The organism is Kitasatospora cineracea (genome assembly GCF_003751605.1).
Classification (GTDB): domain Bacteria; phylum Actinomycetota; class Actinomycetes; order Streptomycetales; family Streptomycetaceae; genus Kitasatospora; species Kitasatospora cineracea.
The window spans coordinates 898,466-914,361 of record NZ_RJVJ01000001.1 but is presented as its reverse complement, the minus strand read 5'-3'; the positions used below and the strand labels follow the sequence as shown (position 1 = coordinate 914,361).

The 15,896-nt window shown below is 73.1% G+C and carries 16 protein-coding genes; 10 read left to right on the top strand and 6 right to left on the bottom strand.

Annotated elements, in window-relative coordinates:
• Positions 1-50: 50 nt before the first annotated feature.
• On the bottom strand, positions 51-545 hold the full coding sequence (locus EDD39_RS03990) for an NUDIX domain-containing protein (RefSeq protein WP_123553402.1): 495 nt from the start codon (positions 543-545) through the stop codon (positions 51-53).
• 29 nt (positions 546-574) lie between these two features.
• A complete protein-coding gene (locus EDD39_RS03985; RefSeq protein ID WP_123553401.1) occupies positions 575-1,927 on the bottom strand; it encodes an NsdA family TPR-like regulatory protein in 1,353 nt (450 codons plus the stop codon).
• A gap of 494 nt (positions 1,928-2,421) precedes the next feature.
• Between EDD39_RS03985 and EDD39_RS39265 the strand changes: the two genes are divergently transcribed.
• The 5 genes from EDD39_RS39265 (at position 2,422) to EDD39_RS03965 (ending at position 5,842) form a co-directional block, all read left to right on the top strand.
• Complete coding sequence (locus EDD39_RS39265) at positions 2,422-2,568, top strand: hypothetical protein (protein WP_162869938.1); 147 nt, start codon at positions 2,422-2,424, stop codon at positions 2,566-2,568.
• A 130-nt stretch (positions 2,569-2,698) separates the two neighbouring features.
• Complete coding sequence (locus EDD39_RS39260; protein ID WP_162869937.1) at positions 2,699-2,857, top strand: hypothetical protein; 159 nt, start codon at positions 2,699-2,701, stop codon at positions 2,855-2,857.
• Between the two features lie 123 nt (positions 2,858-2,980).
• Complete coding sequence (locus tag EDD39_RS03975; protein WP_123553399.1) at positions 2,981-3,907, top strand: hypothetical protein; 927 nt, start codon at positions 2,981-2,983, stop codon at positions 3,905-3,907.
• Between the two features lie 75 nt (positions 3,908-3,982).
• On the top strand, positions 3,983-5,176 hold the full coding sequence (locus EDD39_RS03970) for a tetratricopeptide repeat protein (protein ID WP_148089379.1): 1,194 nt from the start codon (positions 3,983-3,985) through the stop codon (positions 5,174-5,176).
• A gap of 465 nt (positions 5,177-5,641) precedes the next feature.
• Positions 5,642-5,842 carry a type II toxin-antitoxin system VapB family antitoxin gene (locus EDD39_RS03965; RefSeq protein ID WP_123553397.1) on the top strand — a complete coding sequence of 67 codons (201 nt, stop codon included), beginning with the start codon at positions 5,642-5,644 and terminating at the stop codon, positions 5,840-5,842.
• Between the two features lie 194 nt (positions 5,843-6,036).
• Here EDD39_RS03965 and EDD39_RS03960 read toward each other — a convergent pair whose 3' ends face one another.
• On the bottom strand, positions 6,037-7,371 hold the full coding sequence (locus EDD39_RS03960) for a type III PLP-dependent enzyme domain-containing protein (protein ID WP_123553396.1): 1,335 nt from the start codon (positions 7,369-7,371) through the stop codon (positions 6,037-6,039).
• Between the two features lie 310 nt (positions 7,372-7,681).
• Complete coding sequence (locus EDD39_RS03955) at positions 7,682-9,340, bottom strand: hypothetical protein (RefSeq protein ID WP_123553395.1); 1,659 nt, start codon at positions 9,338-9,340, stop codon at positions 7,682-7,684.
• 328 nt (positions 9,341-9,668) lie between these two features.
• Between EDD39_RS03955 and aspS the strand changes: the two genes are divergently transcribed.
• A complete protein-coding gene (gene aspS, locus EDD39_RS03950) occupies positions 9,669-10,985 on the top strand; it encodes an aspartate--tRNA(Asn) ligase (protein ID WP_123553394.1) in 1,317 nt (438 codons plus the stop codon).
• A gap of 6 nt (positions 10,986-10,991) precedes the next feature.
• Here aspS and EDD39_RS03945 read toward each other — a convergent pair whose 3' ends face one another.
• Positions 10,992-11,483, bottom strand: coding sequence for a hypothetical protein (locus EDD39_RS03945; protein WP_123553393.1), 492 nt, complete (start codon positions 11,481-11,483; stop codon positions 10,992-10,994).
• A 267-nt stretch (positions 11,484-11,750) separates the two neighbouring features.
• Here EDD39_RS03945 and EDD39_RS03940 point away from each other — a divergent pair, with 267 nt between their 5' ends.
• The 3 genes from EDD39_RS03940 to EDD39_RS03930 all read left to right on the top strand — a co-directional run bounded on the left by EDD39_RS03940 (position 11,751) and on the right by EDD39_RS03930 (position 14,537).
• Complete coding sequence (locus tag EDD39_RS03940) at positions 11,751-12,296, top strand: DUF1707 and FHA domain-containing protein (protein WP_030458089.1); 546 nt, start codon at positions 11,751-11,753, stop codon at positions 12,294-12,296.
• 124 nt (positions 12,297-12,420) lie between these two features.
• Positions 12,421-12,855 (top strand): MarR family winged helix-turn-helix transcriptional regulator, encoded by a 435-nt coding sequence (locus EDD39_RS03935; protein ID WP_030458088.1) that lies wholly within the window; start codon positions 12,421-12,423, stop codon positions 12,853-12,855.
• A 116-nt stretch (positions 12,856-12,971) separates the two neighbouring features.
• Complete coding sequence (locus tag EDD39_RS03930; protein WP_123553392.1) at positions 12,972-14,537, top strand: MFS transporter; 1,566 nt, start codon at positions 12,972-12,974, stop codon at positions 14,535-14,537.
• On the opposite strand, the gene EDD39_RS03925 is transcribed toward EDD39_RS03930, so the two are convergent.
• Positions 14,534-15,064, bottom strand: a complete 531-nt coding sequence (locus EDD39_RS03925; RefSeq protein ID WP_123553391.1) for a GNAT family N-acetyltransferase — start codon at positions 15,062-15,064, stop codon at positions 14,534-14,536. The two genes, EDD39_RS03930 and EDD39_RS03925, sit on opposite strands and share 4 nt — an antisense overlap.
• A 52-nt stretch (positions 15,065-15,116) precedes the next feature.
• Here EDD39_RS03925 and thpR point away from each other — a divergent pair, with 52 nt between their 5' ends.
• Positions 15,117-15,677 carry an RNA 2',3'-cyclic phosphodiesterase gene (gene thpR / locus EDD39_RS03920; protein WP_123553390.1) on the top strand — a complete coding sequence of 187 codons (561 nt, stop codon included), beginning with the start codon at positions 15,117-15,119 and terminating at the stop codon, positions 15,675-15,677.
• The last annotated feature ends 219 nt before the right edge of the window (positions 15,678-15,896 follow it).

Genomic DNA, 15,896 nt, shown 5'->3' with positions numbered 1-15,896 from the left:
TGCGGGGCCACTTGCGTTGTGCTGTGTTCGTGGGTTCGGACGGAGCCGGATCACCAGGAGTCGAGCGAGACGCTGGGGCCGCTCCGGAGGTAGCGGTTGAGGGCCGTCCCGGTGGTGGAGACGAATTCCTGGGGGAGGGTCTCGGTGCTCACCCAGGCGACTTCGGAGTGCTTCTCGGGCTCGCCGTTGCGGAGGCTGCCGGACCACTCGTTGGCGGCGAACACCACGGTCAGGAAGCCGTTGGGGGCCTCGACGCCCCGTGCTCCGTGGATGACGTGCACCAGGTTCAGGGCGTCGGGCGACACGACGAGTCCGGTCTCTTCGGCGAGTTCGCGCACGGCGGTCTGAGTGATCGGCTCGCCCGGCTCGTTCTTGCCGACGGGGAGGTCCCACATGCCCTGTGCGAACTTGGCTTTCGGACCTCGTCGGAGGAGGACCACTCGTCGGGCCTCGCGGTCGTGGACGATCACAGCGGCGACCAGCAGTGTCATCGACTCCGTGGCGGGTTTGAGCGCGACGGGCTGATCGGTGCTTGTCTGGGCCACGGGTTCGGTTCCTTCCGGCGGTGGGACTGTCAGGTCAGTGCCTCGCGTGCTCGGCGTTCCAGGTCGCTGGCCCCTGGGACTCCGCGACTACGGTAGATCGCCAACTGTGGCCGGATCGAGCTGATCGCCTTTCTCGTCCGGTCGGAGGTCATCCCCTCCATGAGGTCGAGCGCGCGGCCCCAGGTGCCCACCGCCTCGTCGGCTCGGGCTTGGGCAGCCAAGCTGTCCCCGAGGTCGGCGTAGGTGAGGGCGTGGACCCGCTTGTACTTCTCGGAGTCCCAACGGATCAGCGCCGCCCGGTGCTGCTGCTCGGTTCCCGTGTGGTCGTCGAGGTCGGTGAGGGTGCGGGCGGTGTGGCTGGCGACGGTGCCGGCGGCCGGGCCGCTCATGAGGGAGAAGCTGGGCTGCGGGTCGTCGTGCCGGGCGAGGGCGTCCTCTGCGGCCAACAGCGCGCGGGCTGCGGACGGTTTGTCTCGGGTGGCCGCGAACGCCCTCGCGAGGGTGATGTGGAGCAGCGCCTCGGTCTGCCCGTCCACGCGCCCGTCGCTTCGGCGGAGGGCGTTCTCGATCAGTGCGAGGCAGTTGCGCGGCTGTTTGAGGCTGAGCGCCTGGTGGGCGAGCGCGCGCATCATCCAGCCTGCATGGCCGTACGGATCGGCTTCGACGGCGAGTTGGTAGCCGAGTTGGTAGTAGCGCTGGGCAGCACCTTCCTGCCCGAGGTCGTGATGCTTCCAGCCTGCCAGGTAGGCGAGTTCGGCAACGGCCCCGAATGCTTGCTGTCGGACACCTTCGTTGGGGAACCGGGCACTGAGCATGGGAGCGGCCGTGTCGGCGAGGTACGCGGTGACGGTGGTCAACCCGTGTCCGCCGCCGAGCCGTTCGTCTGCCGAGCTGAACACCGCCGTGATCTGTCGGACCACCTCGACCTCTTCGGCGCCAACCCGGGTGGCGGTGGTACGGGTCCGCATCAGGCGTGAGATCGGCTCGGGGTCGTAGCCCAGGGGCATAGCCACACCGGCGGCCGAGAACGCCGCCACCGCAAGGAAGTTGCGGCGCTCGACATCGGCGCGGCCGAGGATGGTCGCTGCTTCGATCGGATCGTGGCTCCCGGCAAGGGATTCCGAGGGCTCGGCGAACCCGATCTCCACTGTCGTGACCGACCGTCCGACACGCCGGGAGAGAGCTTCGGCGACGTACTGGCCCACTTGCCCGGTCGGCTGCCTGCCCTTGACCCAGTGCGCCACGGCCGACTTGTTGGTGCGCAGGCTCTCGCCGTTCTCGGCGCCGATCCGTCGCACGGCAGCGGCAAGCGCCTCATAGGTCCAGCGAGTGCTTGAAATCGCTTCTCTCAGAAGGTGGTTGGGTTCGTTGCTCGGGTCCACGACCAGTCCCCCAGGTGGCGCTGTAAACCACTTAAACCACTCTACGTGCTGGCAAGCGTACCGATTGTGCTGGTCTCCCGGTTCACTAACTGTCAAGGCGCTCAACGCAATCGGGCTCTCCTTGCATCGCCCGGACCACCGCCACGAGCGTCACACCGTCCTGATCAGCTCACGTCCTGGAGGTCGCATGTCTGTCAGCGCTGCCGCCCAGCTCGTCGGCCGCCACACGAACGGGGAGGCCGACAAGCCTCCGCCCTTCCGCCTTGTCGGTGAGGAGTTCAAGGTCGAACGGCCTGACGGGTACTTCCGGGGAACCTGCTGGGCCTGTTCCCGGGACACGCTGGTCTGCGCCGGATCGACGCTTCAAGCGCCTGAGGACGCCGAGGGCACCTGTCACGCGATCTGCAACGACTGCATCGCCCGTGCTCGAACCCCCCACCGTCGCGCCGCGCTTCGGGCCTCACTCGACGCCCAGCGGTCGGCGTAGGCACGGAGTGGACGAGCAGGACGAGTACTGCGCGGCGGCCGAGCGGGCCGCCCACCGACTTCCCACCCCCAAACCGGTCGCCGTGGCCTACCCGCTCGCCCTGTTGGTGCTGCTGGCGCTGGTGACGGTGCTGATCGTGTCCGGCCGCACCTGACCATGCGCCTCAAGGCGCTCACGAACTCCCGGCCCTTCGGAAGGACGCTTCCGGCGGGCTGGGCTGCACCACCCTGCGTGACTGTCCGCCCATCTCTGGACGGGCAGAACGAATCCGATGGGAGAAGCACATGAGCGACAGCAAGCAGGCCCCGGAGATCACCGCCCTGACCCGGCGGCTGGACCACTCCGTCCCGGACGGCGACTTCGTGCCGGTGGTCACCGGCCTGACCCGCGCCCTGGACCACATGGTCCCGGACGGCGACTTCGTCCCGGTCACCGAGAGCTGACCTCAACCCTGAAGTGACGCCGTCTCGTTGGCGGCTCGGCGGGCCGGCTCGGCGCACACAGCCGAGTCGGCCCGCTCCCCTCCCGATCCGTCTTCCGCACGTTCCGTCCGAGGAGAGTCCACTGTGTCGACCACGATTGCCGCCCGCGTTCCGTCCGGCTCCTTCTTCGACCTCACCCGCAGTGACCCGGAGCTGACCCGACTCCGGGAAGAGGGTGCCGAGTCGGTCCTCCCGTTCGCGCTGATGGGCCGCATCCTCCGTTCGAACACCCCCTACGCGGAACACGCCCGCACCCTGCGCAGCGAACAACTGACGATTGCCGGAGCCACCTTCGACTGGTTCGACGCCGAGCTGCCCCGCGAGATCGCCGACGACATCAACCTGGCGAACTACCAGATCGTGGAGCACACCGACGAGCGACGTGCGGCGCTGATGACTGCGCTGGACCGCCTGTCGCTGGTCCACCCCCAGGGCTTCGAGCGCATGCGCGAGTTCGTTCGCGGCATGCTCTGGGTGGGCCTCAAGCCCGGTGTCCCCATCTCGTCGCTGACCAGCTCCAGTGACCCGGCGCTCCCGTACGTCATCGTGTTCTCCGACAAGGCCCGGCACCACATCCCGCCGAACACCGTCAGCCCGGAGCCGTCGCCGCTGTTCCTGGCGGAGAACCTGCTGCACGAGGGGACGCACCAGTCGATCGCCCTGCACATCCACCAGCACCAGGTCTTCGCCGACGGGTACTCCTCCGAGGCCTCACCGAAGATCGAGATCGCGTGGCGGGCCGGTCAGGGCGTCGCACGCAACCAGTCCTGGGAGATCGACCGCGCCTTCCACGCGACCTGCGTCTACAGCCAGTTGCTGCGGTTCCGCCGTACCGAGCTGGACCGTGACGACCTGACCGCCAACGAGCGGGGGTGCTTCCGGAGCGCCTACGACGAAGGACTGCCGGCGGCCCGCTACCTCATGCGCGAACTCGAAGTCCTGGGTGAGCACTTCACCCCGCACGGGGTGGACCTGCTGAACGGTCTGCGCCAGCAGATCGACCAGCTGTAGTGCCAGGCTGACCGCAACCGACCGAGGGAAGGCCCAGTGCTCCAGCACCTCATCAGACAAGACGCAGACCTGCGGATGGTTCCCACCGACCGGGCCGAGCTGACCACCGCATTGCAGGGGCTTCGGGAGGAGCTGGCCACCAGCCCCGGTCCCGACCGGATTCGTGTCCTGACCCGGTGGATCGGCATCGCCGAGATGAGCCTCGGGAACTACGCCGAGGCACACACGTTCCTCCGACGGTCGCTCGAACTGGCCATCACCAGCGGGAACGTCCGGGCCGTCGTCGCCACCGAACTCAACTTCGGTGACGCCCACCGCTACGCGGGCGACGTCGAGACCGCGGAGACGTTCTACCGCAACGCCCTGGACACCGCGCGGAGCAAGTGCCCGGAACTCCTCGACTTCGCGCTCCAGCACTTCGGCAAGCACCTCATGGAACGCGGCGACCTCATGGGCGCCCGTACACATCTGCAAGAGGCGCTGCGGCTGCGGATCGCCAAGGGGAACACCGAGTTGGTCGAGTCCACGCAAGCCGCACTCGACCGGGTGGACACCCTGATCGGCAGCGCCCCCGCGTCAGCTCCGGTCGTCGTGGCGCCGGGCGAGTGGAGCCGCGAGTGGACAGCCTGGCTCCAGACCCGCACCACCGTGAGTGACCCGACCCGGTGGCACGACGACCTGACCGCCGTCCGGAGTGCGGTGCAGAGCCTCGCCGTGCACCAGCGGGTGCAGCCCCGCCACCTGTGGGACCAGCCCTTCCCCAGTGAACTGGTCGCCGCCATGGCGGCGGAAGCCGAACAGGCCCTCGCCGCTGACGGCTACCGGCACAACGGCAAGCGCAACGCGGCCGTCGGCGACGCCGCGAACCGCTTCGCCGCCCAGGTCGACCTGGCCGCGATCGTGGCCCGGTCCACCGGCCTGGACGTCGAGCAGCCGCACACCGGCGTCTACATCGGCTACACGGAAGGACAGTTCCTCGACTTCCACGTGGACGAGGCCGGATTCGGTGAAGCCAACCTGATCATCTGCCTCGCGCGTACCCGTCGCCCCGGGACGGCCAAGGCGAGCACCACCGTCTTCATCAGCGCCGCCGGCTACCTCGAATGTGACCTCGCAGCGGGCAGCGGTGTCGTCTTCGACGGGGCGCTCACACCGCACGGCCGGACGCCCCTGGGCGCCGGGGAGAGCGTCACCCTCATCAGCCTCGGATTCCGCACGCGGGACCAAGCCGGACGTGTCCTCTCGGACCTTCCCCCGGTTCCGGCGTAATCACGTCCGGACAGCCGTTCCTCATCAGGTGTGGGTACGAGCCCTTAAGCGCCCTCGTACCCCCGTCGGCTTCCCCCGCCGGCGGGCTCGACCCCCGCACCGCAGCCTCCCCAGACACTTGCGGGTGCGGGGGCTTTCGACTTCTGGCTCTCGACCCGCCCACCCGTACCCCCGGACTCTCGGGCATAGAGGACCCGAACGAGCTGGTCAGGGTCTACGTCCAGCTCGGTGCGGCCTGCGAAGCGGCGGGGCGAGTAGGTAGCCGGGCCGACATCGCACCCAAGACGTTGACCACTTTCATCACCAACGGCATCGGCTTCATCACCTTCTGCCTCCTGCGCATCGTCGCCGGCCGCCGCACGGCCCTTCCCCGCACCGCGCGGGGGAGGGCCGTGCGCGTTGTTCGATATCGGATGGCGGGTCGGCTCGACATCATGGAGGCGGCTGACGGAAGGAAGGACGACCATGACGCGCACGGTCATCGACCTCGACGACGACCTCCTCGCCGAGGCACAGCAGTTCTTCGGCACCTCCACCAAGGTGGCCACGGTGAACGCCGCTCTGCTCGAAGCCGTCAGACTCGCCCGCCGGACAGCGCTCGCGGACGCCGTGGCCGGCGGGGAGTTCGACCTCCTCGGCGGGACCGACGGCCAGACGGTGGCGTGAGCCGCGAGCGGTACCTGGTCGACGGGTCCGGCCCCCGGAGCGGTGGGGGCCGACCGTTCGGCCGGTCCTGGACGACCTCTCCCGGGTGCGCTGCTGACGGTGAGCGCGGTGGTCGGGATGGCCAACCCTGCACAGCGCCCGGGTCCGTCGACGGCCGACTGAGCACCTTCGCAGGGTGGTCGGCCCCCGGACGGTCAGGCGGGGGTGGGGGTGAGGAGGGCTTCGAGGGGTTGGGCGGGGCGGAGGGGGGTGAAGTGGACGGTGCCGGTGGGGGTGGTGGTGGCGCCGTGGACGGGGGGTTCGGGGAGGGAGTTGTAGGAGAAGTGGTTGGAGGGGTAGTAGGCGCCGCAGTCGAGGAGGCAGATCAGGTCGCCGGGGTCGAGGCGGGGGAGGGGGCGGGCGCGGGCGATCAGGTCGCCGGCGAAGCAGCAGGGGCCGGCCACGTCCTGGGGGACGGGGGTGCCGTGCTTGGTGCGGCCGGAGGGGTGGTGGGCGCTGATCCGCAGGGGCCAGCTGTCGGGCATGAAGACGGTGCGGGTGGCGACCTGGGCGCCGGCGTGGCCGATGGCGATGGGGCGGCCGCCGGCCTCCTTGGTGTACTCGATGTAGGAGGCGATGAAGCCGGACTTGGCGAGCACCGAGCGGCCGAACTCGGTGGTCAGCCGGTAGCGGCCGTCGAACAGGACGGGGGCGTGGGTGCGCAGCCGGTCCACGTAGGCGTCCCAGCCGGGGGCGATCCGGTCGTCGGCGAAGTTGACGGGCAGGCCGCCGCCGATGTCGAGGCCGGTGACCTGGCGGCGGCCCAGTTCCCGGTTGATCCGTTCGGCGAAGGCGGCGGTGGCGGCGACGCCGGTGGCCATCAGGTCGAGGTCGACGCCCTGGGAGCCGACGTGGCAGTGCAGTTCGGTGAGCCAGGGGCGGGCCCGGAACGCCTCGATCAGGCGGGTGGCGTTGCCCGCGTCGGCGAGCGGGATGCCGAACTTGGAGGTGGCGGTGGCGGTGCTCATCGCGGCGATGCTGCCGCCGCCGACCTGCGGGTTGATCCGGACGCCGATCCGGGCGGCGGAGCGGCGGCCGGCCAGCAGGGCGTCGATCCGGGCCAGTTCCTGCCAGTTGTCGATGTTGACCGTGACGCCGAGGTCCAGGGCGAGGGCCAGTTCGCGGCGGGTCTTGGCGGGGGAGTCCAGCACGATCAGCTCCGGCGGGAAGCCCGCGGCCAGGGCCTGCGCGAACTCGCCCGGGCTGGCCACCTCGCAGCCCATGCCCAGGGCGCGCAGCCGGCGCAGCACCGGTCCGAGCGGGTTGGCCTTGGCGGCGAAGGCGTGTCGGACGTCCAGCGCGGCGGGGAACGCGGCGTGCAGGGCGGCGACCGTCCCGGTGACGGCGTCCAGGTCGAGGAAGGCGGCGAGCGGGGTCTCCTCCGGGTCGAGCAGGCCCTGGCGGACCGCCTCGCGCAGCAGGAGTTCGCGCCGCTCGGCGCCGATCAGTGGGGAGGGGAGGTGCTCGGACGGGGGGCGGTTCTCGGGCATGGGGCACGCTCCGCACGGGTCGGTCGGGCAGGAACCGGAAGGGGCCGGGCCCGGACGCGGGCCGGGGCCGTGCTTCCCAGGATGGCGGCCGGGGCGGGTCGCGGGCAGCAGCGGCCGGGCCGGGTTCCGGGCGCCGGGCCGGGCGCTGTGCGCGGCGTCGGCCCCGGTGCGCGGCGGTCCGGTGCGGAGGCGCCGGGGAGGAGCGGGTCGGACGGTGCGGGCGGCTCGGGCGGGGCGTTCGGCGGACGGGGGCGGTGCACGGGCACCGGGCCGGCGGGCGGAACCGGTGTCCGGACGCGGGTCCGGGTGGTCAGTGTTCCTCGGCGCGGTGGCGCAGGGCGCGGAGTTGGAGGTGGGCGAGCAGGCGGGCGTCGGGGTCGTTCACGTCCAGGCCGGAGGGTTTGAGGACCCGGGCCTGGAAGCGGGCCGCGAAGGTGGTGCGGGCGAGGCCGAGGTCGTCGGCGGCCGGGCCCAGGGCGCCGGAGCGGCGGAGGTAGGCGTACAGCATGGCCGGCGGGTCGGGTTCGCCCTTGCGCGGTTCGTCCGGCGGTCCGGTCTGCTCGATCAGGCGGGAGACCGAGGTCCGTACCGGCAGGGGCAGGTCGTGCAGGGCTTCGAGCAGGTGGCGCAGGGCCACCGCGTCGGCGACCTGTTCGACGGTGGCGCACCGGCCTTCGGGCCCTGGGCGGCCGAACAGCAGGCCGCCCAGGGCGAGTTCGGCGTGGTGGCGGGAGCGGGCGGCGTCGTCCAGCCGGGCCCGGACCGGGCCGAGGCCGACCAGGACCGGGGCGTCGGAGCGGTGCGAGAGCTCGGTGGCCAGCCGGTGGCCGAAGTCGGCGGCCTGGGCGGCGGCGGTGGCGGGCCGGTCGGCGAGGCCGCCGAGCAGGACCAGGACGCCGCGGTCGGCGGGCAGCACCAGGGAGCCCCGGCCGGGGCGGGGCTGGTGCAGGCGCACCTGCCGCTCCAGCCGGACGCGCCGGCCGTCGTCGACCGGGCCGGGCGTGCCGACGGCCAGCACGGCGCAGGGCGCGTCGGCCGGGATGCCGCTGTACCCGGCGAGCAGGGTGCCCGCGCCCGGGCCGTCGAGCACCGCGCGGGCGGCGTCGAGCAGCAGGGCCTGCCGGGCGTCGCGGCGGGAGTGGTGGTGCAGCAGGTGGACGGCGGCGGCCCGGGCGGCGTCCCGGAGCACCTCGATGGCGCTCTCCTGGAGCGGCCGGCCGGTGATCGCGGCCACCCAGATCGAGCCGAGGCGCTCGCCGCCCGCCTGCACCGCCACCGCCATCCGCTCCGGGGCGTCCGGGCCGGCCCGGCGGTGGAGGACCCGGTGGGAGGACCACAGCTCCCGGAGGAAGCCGTCCCGGTCCATCGCCCGGCGCCGCTCCTCGGGGACGGTGCCGGTCAGGACCGTCCGGAGCCGGATGCCGTCCAGGTCGGCGCTCTCCGCGTGGTGCGCGAGGACCCGGGAGTCCGGGTCCTCGATGGTCACCGCACCGCCGACCTGCAGGGCGATCCGGCGGGCCAGGCCGCCGAGGTCGCCGAGCGGCACGTCGGTGCCGCCGGGCGCGGGGCTCTCGACGGCGGCCCGCAGCGCGGTGATCAGCTCCGGCCAGCCCGCCCAGGCGGCCCGCAGCAGCAGCGCCGTGCCGGCCCGCCGGGCGGCCTCCCGCAGGGCGTCCTTGCGCGCGCCGTCCCCGACCTCCCGCAGCACCACCGCCGCCGCCCGGCCGTCCCCCGCCGCACGCAGCAGGTCCTCGGCGGCCGCCGCGTGCGGGTCGACGCCGACGGCCACCAGCACCGTCCCGTCCCGGGCCCCGGCGAGCCGGTCGAGCGGGTCGAACACCTCCAGGCGCCGGACGGGGGCCTGCGGCTGCGGCAGGGCCGCGGTCTCGACCAGCGGGCCGACCAGGGCCAGCAGCCCCGCCAGGGTCTTCGCCCGCAGGGCGGAACTGTCCCACGCATCCTCGTCCACCGGACGTCCTCCCCAGGGAACGCGCACATGACTGACGGGCAGTCACTTCTACTCGGACGCTGCCGAGTCGGGTCATCGTAGTGGCGGTGGAGGGGTGGGGAGGAGAGGAGAGGAGAGGGGAGGTGGGAAGGGCGCGGAGGAGAGAGGGAGGGGCGCTGCCGAGTCGGGCCGTCGGCGTGGCGGGGGTCGGGTGGCGGGCCGGGTGCGGGGAAAAACCGGAGGTGGCGGTGGGGGTGGGCGGGTTAGCGTGGGCGTGTCCTCGGGCGGCTGTCTACCGCTCTTCTCGTGGCGCGAACAACGCGCCCGCAACCCAGGGAGTTGCTTCGGCATGGTGCGTGTCCTCGTCGGTGAGCTGCCGGCCGCGGTCGGTCGGACGGTGACGGTCAAGGGGTGGGTCAACACGCTGCGGCTGCAGAGCAAGGTGCAGTTCGTGGTGGTGCGCGACCACACTGGGATGGTGCAGGTCACGCACCGGCGCGGGGGTGAGGGGGACGCGCTCGGGGAGCTGCTGCAGGGGCTGACGGTGGAGTCGGCGGTGGTGGTGACCGGCCGGGTGGTGGCGAACCCGGTGGTGAAGCTCGGCGGGCTGGAGATCGTCCCGGAGCGGGTCGAGGTGGTGTCGGCCGCCGAGCCGGGGCTGCCGATCGGCCCGGAGACCGGCCCCGAACAGCGGCTGAACTGGCGGTTCCTGGACCTCCGGCGTCCGGAGCGGCGGCTGGTGTTCGAGGTGCAGACCACCGTCGAGCAGGCGATGCGGGAGGTCGCCGCCGAGCAGGGGTGCACCGAACTGCACACGCCGAAGCTGATGGGCACCGCCTCGGAGTCCGGCGCGGAGGTGTTCGAGGTCGGGTACTTCGAGCGGAAGGCGTACCTGGCGCAGTCCCCGCAGTTCTACAAGCAGATGGCGATCGCGGGCGGCATCGACCGGGTCTTCGAGATCGGTCCGGTGTTCCGCGCGGAGCCTTCCTTCACGTCCCGTCACGCGACCGAGTTCACCGGCGTGGACGTCGAGTTGGCGTGGATCGACGGGGTGGAGGACGTGATGTCCTTCGAGGAGCGGATGCTGCGCCGGGCGCTGGAGCTGGTCGCCGAGCGGCACGGCGAGCAGATCGAGCGGCACTGGGGCGTACGGGTCGTGGTGCCCGAACTGCCCTTCCCCCGGCTGACGATGGCCGAGGCGGTGAAGAGGCTGCGGGACACCGGATGGGACCCGGAGGGCGTCCGGGAGGACCTCGACCCGGAGGGCGAGCGGCTGCTCAGCGCGCTGGTGGAGCGGGAGACCGGGCACGAGTTCGTGTTCGTCACCGGGTTCCCGGCCTCGGTGCGGCCGTTCTACCACCTGCGGTCGGCCGGCGACCCGGCCGTCACCGAGTCCTTCGACCTGCTCTGGAAGGGCGTGGAGATCACCACCGGTGCGCAACGCGAGCACCGCTACGGCCGGCTGGTCGCGCAGGCCCGGGAGAAGGGCATGGACGCGAGCCCCGAGGGCCCGCTCGGCCGGTACCTGGACTGCTTCCGGTACGGCATGCCGCCGCACGGCGGGTTCGGCCTGGGCCTGGGCCGGGTGCTGATGCTGGCCCTCGGGCTGCCCTCGATCCGGGACGCGGTGTTCCTGTTCCGCGGCCCGAACCGGCTGGAGCCGTAAGGCCGTTCAGGGCCTTCCGGTGCGGGCCGAGCCGGGCGGCCACAGGACGTCCACCGGCAGCCCGGCGGCCCGGGCGGCGGCGACCATGTCGGCCGTCCCGCCCCGGCCGTTGCCCGGCCCGCCGTCCCAGACCGCGACCACGCGGTCGGCGAGCAGCAGCAGCCGGTCGTTGGCGGCGGCGTACGCGGCCGGGTCGAGCCGGGCGGCGGGCAGCACCAGCACCCGGTGCGCGGCGGCCCGCAGGCGGTCGAAGTCGGCGCGCTCGGCGGCGTCGGCGTGCGGGCCCGGCGCGGACGGGCCGGGCAGCACGGCGACCAGGCGGCCGCCGCGGGCCAGCACGGCGTCCGCGAACAGCGTGTCGGCGCCCGGCGCGAGACAGGACACCCCCGTCAACTCGCCCGCCGGGTACGGCGCGAGGAACGCGTCCAGGGCGGCGCGGACGGCGCGGGCGGTGTCCGGGGCGAGGTCGAGGTGCCCGGTCACGGCGATCACGGGCATGGCGGGCGCTCCCCGGGCTGGTCGTCGGACGGGTGGATCGTCAGGTCGGTCGACAGGTCGACAGGTCGGCAGGTCGACCGTCGGATGGGACGGCAGGGCGGTCGTCGGTGCCGGGCGGGATGGATCCTGCCAGGACGGCGGCCCGGCGCGGGGGAGTTGTCCGGGACCGGACCGAAAAGCCGTGCCCCGGGCCGGAGTCGGACGGGTCGGTGGACCGGTCCCGGTAGTGTGCTGGACAGTGCGGGCCGGTCACCCGACAATCACGCTATGGCCGCTCAGGAGTTCAGCACCCAGCTCGCCCGCCCCTCGCAGGCCGAGCGGGACGACGCCCTGGCGGTGCTGCGGGACGGGGTCGGCAGCGGCCGGCTCTCGCACGACACCTTCATCCGCCGGATGGAACTGGTGCTGACCGCCCGCAGCCGCGCCGAGCTCGCCGAGGTGGTCGGCGACCTGCGCACCTACGGCCCGGTCTCCCGGGTGCTGCTGCGCACCGTCGCCAAGGTCTCCGCGCTCCAGGTCCGGCTCCGGCAGACCTGGCACGCCGAGCAGCTGACCAGGCTGCAACTGCCCGACCCGGCCGTCCGGCTGCTGCGGATCGGCCGGATGACCGGCTGCGACCTCCGGCTGGGCGACTCGACCGTCTCCCGGCGCCACGCCGAACTGCGCTTCGAGGCCGGCGACTGGGTGCTGTACGACCTGGGCTCCAGCAACGGGACCTTCGTCAACGACCGCCGGGTGGCCGGCGGCACCGTGGTCCGGGCCGGCGACCGGCTGCGCTTCGGGCGGCTGGGCTTCCACCTCACCGCGGACTGAGCCCGTACCGGGGTGGCGTCCGGGCGGCGTCGGACGGTCCGGGTCGGTCGAACGGGTGGACCCGCGTCGCAGGGCCGGGCGAAATCAATTTTCCTTAGACTCGGTAATGACGTAAGCTAATGACATGCCCGAGATGTCCGAGGACGACCTGCTGGCGGTCAGCCAGCTGCGGTCGTCCGCGATGCGCCTGGCCCGACGGTTGCGACACCAGCGGGTCGAAGAGTCGCTGAGCCCCACCGAGATGGGGGTGCTCGGCACCCTCGCCCGCTGCGGCAGGGCGACACCGGGCGAGCTGGCCCGCAAGGAGCACGTCCAGCCGCCGTCGATGACCAGGATCATCGCCATGTTGGAGGAGAAGGGCCTGGTGCGGCGCGAACCGCACCCGGAGGACCGCCGACAGGTGGTTGTCAGCAGTACGGAGCAGGCCGAGGAGATCCTCAACGAGTCCCGCCGCCGGCGCAACGCCTGGCTGGCGGCCCTCGCCGAGAACCTCGACGCGGAGGAGTGGGAGCGGCTGAAGGCCGCCGCACCCGTGCTCTACAAGCTGGCCAACCTGTAGCCGGACCGTCCCGTCCCGGGCGTACGAAGGAGAACCGCATCACCGCAGCACCCACCAGCACCGCACACCGCGCCGCGACCGTCGAACCGGTCGCGGCGCGCCGAGGGGAGACCACCTTGACACCGCCGGCCGCCCGCGCCGCCGCGATCCGCACCGCGACCATCCGCACCGACCTCCGCACCGACACCCGGCGCCCGATCACCCGCCCCGCGGGCCCGCGCCACGAAGAACCGCTCACCGACGAAGCGGCCACCACCACCGGGACCGCGCCCACCGGCGCCCCCGCCGCGCAGAGCCAGGCACCCGCCCCCACGGGCCTGCCGGGCAGCGGCGACGACGACCCCGAGCATCCCACCGCGGCGGAGACCCCCGCCGCTTCGCCGGGCCGGTTCACCCGCCCGGGAGGGATGTTCTCGTCCCTGCGCATCCGCAACTACCGGTACTACTTCGCCGGCCAGGTCGTCTCCAACACCGGCACCTGGATGCAGCGCATCGCCCAGGACTGGCTGGTGCTCAGCCTCACCGGCAGCCCGTTCGCGGTCGGCATCACCACCGCCATGCAGTTCCTGCCGATGCTGCTGCTCGGCCTGTGGGGCGGCGTCCTCGCCGACCGGCTGCCCAAGCGCCGCCTGCTGGTCGCCACCCAGGGCGCGATGGGCCTGCTCGCCGCGGGCCTCGCCCTGCTCACCATCACCGGCGCCGTCACACCCGTCGTGGTCTACCTGTTCGCGCTGCTGCTCGGCCTGGTCACGGTGGTCGACAACCCGACCCGGCAGGCCTTCGTCAGCGAGATGGTGCCCGCCAAGGACCTGGCCAACGCGGTCAGCCTGAACGCCGCCAACTTCCAGACCGCCCGCCTGGTCGGCCCCGCCGTCGCCGGCGCGCTGATCGCCGCGGTCGGCAGCGGCTGGGCGTTCGCCGTCAACGCGCTCTCCTTCGTCGCGGTCATCGGCGGCCTGCTCGCCATGCGCAGCAGCGAACTGCGCCCCGTCGAGCGGATCGCCCGCGAGCGCGGCCAGCTCCGCGAGGGCCTGCGGTACGTCCGGGAACGCCCCGAACTGCTGTGGCCGATGGTGCTCGCCGGGTTCATCGGCACCTTCGGGTTCAACTTCCCGACCCTGCTCGCCGGCTTCGCGCACGACACCTTCCACGTCGGCGCGGGCGCGTACGGCCTGCTCAACACCGCGATGGCGGTCGGTTCGCTGACCGGCGCCCTGCTCGCCGCCCGCCGCGGCGCGCCCCGGCTGCGCCGGCTGGTGTTCGCGGCGCTCGCCTTCGGCGCGCTGGAGGTGCTGGCCGCGCTCGCGCCCGGCTACTGGACCTTCGCGCTGCTGCTCACCCTGATCGGCGTGTTCGGCCTGACCTTCAACACCTCGGTCAACTCGGCGCTGCAGCTCGGCACCGACCCCGAGATGCGCGGCCGGGTGATGGGCCTGCTGGTCCTGGTCTTCACCGGCGGCACCCCGATCGGCGCCCCGCTGGTCGGCTGGATCACCGCCCAGTACGGCCCGCGCTTCGGCCTGCTCGCCTGCGGCCTGGTCTCCGCGGCGGCGGCCGGCGTGGTCGCGCTGGTCCTCGGCCGGATCAGCGGCCTGCGCCTGCGCCTGGACCTGCACCCGGTGCGGACCAGGGGCCGGGTGTTCTCGGTGGTGCAGAAGGGCGACCTGGCGCCCGCCTGCTAACCCCGGGCGGGGACGCGCTGCTCCAGGACCTGCCCGGGCCAGGGGCCGTCCGGCCGGTCGACGGTGAACGCGGTGGTGCGGGTGAACCCGAGCCGCTCGTACTGCTCGACCAGCCGGCCGTCCCCGCCCGCGTAGCAGTCCACCCGCAGCAGGCCGAGGCCGCGCTCGCGGGCCTCGCGGCGGGCGTCCGCGACCAGGGCCGCACCGACGCCGGAACCGCGGTGCGCGCGGTCGGTCACCAGCCAGTGGACGTACAGCTCGGGCCGGTCGGCCGTCCCCGCGTACGCGGGGGCCTGTCGGGACATGACGCAGATGCCGAGCGGGGCGCCGCCGCCGTCGGGCTCGGCGATCCGGACGAACTGCTCGCGGCAGGAACGCTCGGCCCGGGCCACCGACTCCGGCCGCTGCGACCACGGGACGGTGCCCCACTGGCCGGTGCGGCCGCGCGCGGCCAGCCAGGCGACGGCGCCGTCGAGCAGGGCGAGCAGGTCCTGGGCGGAACCGGGGCCTCCGGTGCGGATGTGCATGACTGCCTTTTTATCCGATGGCAGGACCGGAGCGGTGCGGCAGGATGACGGGATGAGGCTCTTCGTCGCGGTGAACCCTCCGCCCCTCGCCAAGATCGAACTCACCGACGCCGCCGCGCCGCTGCGCCGACTCCCCGGGGCGGGCGGGCTGCGCTGGACCGAACCCGCCGGATGGCACCTCACCCTGGCGTTCCTCGGCGAGGTACCGGCCGACGAGGTGCCCGCGCTCGAACACGCGCTGGCCCGGGTCGCGGGCGAGCACCCGGCCCACCGGCTGCGACTGGCCGGCGGCGGCACCTTCGGCCAACGGGCCCTGTGGGCAGGCGTCGAGGGGGACGTCCGGGACCTGCGCGAGCTGGCCGCCGCCGTGCAGCACGCGCTCGGCGCCACCGACGAGGAACGCGGCTTCCACCCGCACCTGACCCTCGCCCGGGCCGGCACCACCCGCCGCCGCGGCCCGGGCGGCCCGGCCGACCTGCGGGCGATGGCCGGCGCACTGCGGGAGTTCCGGGGCAGCGAATGGCCGGCCGGGCGGATCCAACTGATGCGCAGCGAGACGGGCTACGGGCCGGCCCGCTACACGGCGGTGGAGGGCTGGCCGCTCGGCACGTGAGCCGCTGCGCGGGCGGGAACGGTGCGAAGCCGGATGCGCGGGCGGGATGGTGCGAGACCGGGGGCGCGGGCGGGATGGTGCGAAACCGGGGGCGCGGGGAACTGCGCGCAGCGGGAGTCGCACGTCAGCGAGTTCGCGGGATAGTGCAACACACTGTCCCACGAGGCGATCTGGCTGTGCGTGCTCGGTTGGCCGCGCAGTTCCCCGCGCCCCTGGCTT

What these genes read in the sequence shown, in the direction of transcription:
- EDD39_RS03945 (WP_123553393.1), bottom strand. Translation starts at nt 11,483, where the DNA reads ATGCCCGTGATCGCCGTGACCGGGCACCTCGACCTCGCCCCGGACACC.
- aspS (WP_123553394.1), top strand. Translation starts at nt 9,669, where the DNA reads ATGGTGCGTGTCCTCGTCGGTGAGCTGCCGGCCGCGGTCGGTCGGACG.
- EDD39_RS03925 (WP_123553391.1), bottom strand. Translation starts at nt 15,064, where the DNA reads ATGCACATCCGCACCGGAGGCCCCGGTTCCGCCCAGGACCTGCTCGCC.
- EDD39_RS03965 (WP_123553397.1), top strand. Translation starts at nt 5,642, where the DNA reads ATGACGCGCACGGTCATCGACCTCGACGACGACCTCCTCGCCGAGGCA.
- EDD39_RS39260 (WP_162869937.1), top strand. Translation starts at nt 2,699, where the DNA reads ATGAGCGACAGCAAGCAGGCCCCGGAGATCACCGCCCTGACCCGGCGG.
- EDD39_RS03960 (WP_123553396.1), bottom strand. Translation starts at nt 7,371, where the DNA reads ATGCCCGAGAACCGCCCCCCGTCCGAGCACCTCCCCTCCCCACTGATC.
- EDD39_RS03970 (WP_148089379.1), top strand. Translation starts at nt 3,983, where the DNA reads ATGGTTCCCACCGACCGGGCCGAGCTGACCACCGCATTGCAGGGGCTT.
- EDD39_RS03935 (WP_030458088.1), top strand. Translation starts at nt 12,421, where the DNA reads ATGCCCGAGATGTCCGAGGACGACCTGCTGGCGGTCAGCCAGCTGCGG.
- thpR (WP_123553390.1), top strand. Translation starts at nt 15,117, where the DNA reads ATGAGGCTCTTCGTCGCGGTGAACCCTCCGCCCCTCGCCAAGATCGAA.
- EDD39_RS03940 (WP_030458089.1), top strand. Translation starts at nt 11,751, where the DNA reads ATGGCCGCTCAGGAGTTCAGCACCCAGCTCGCCCGCCCCTCGCAGGCC.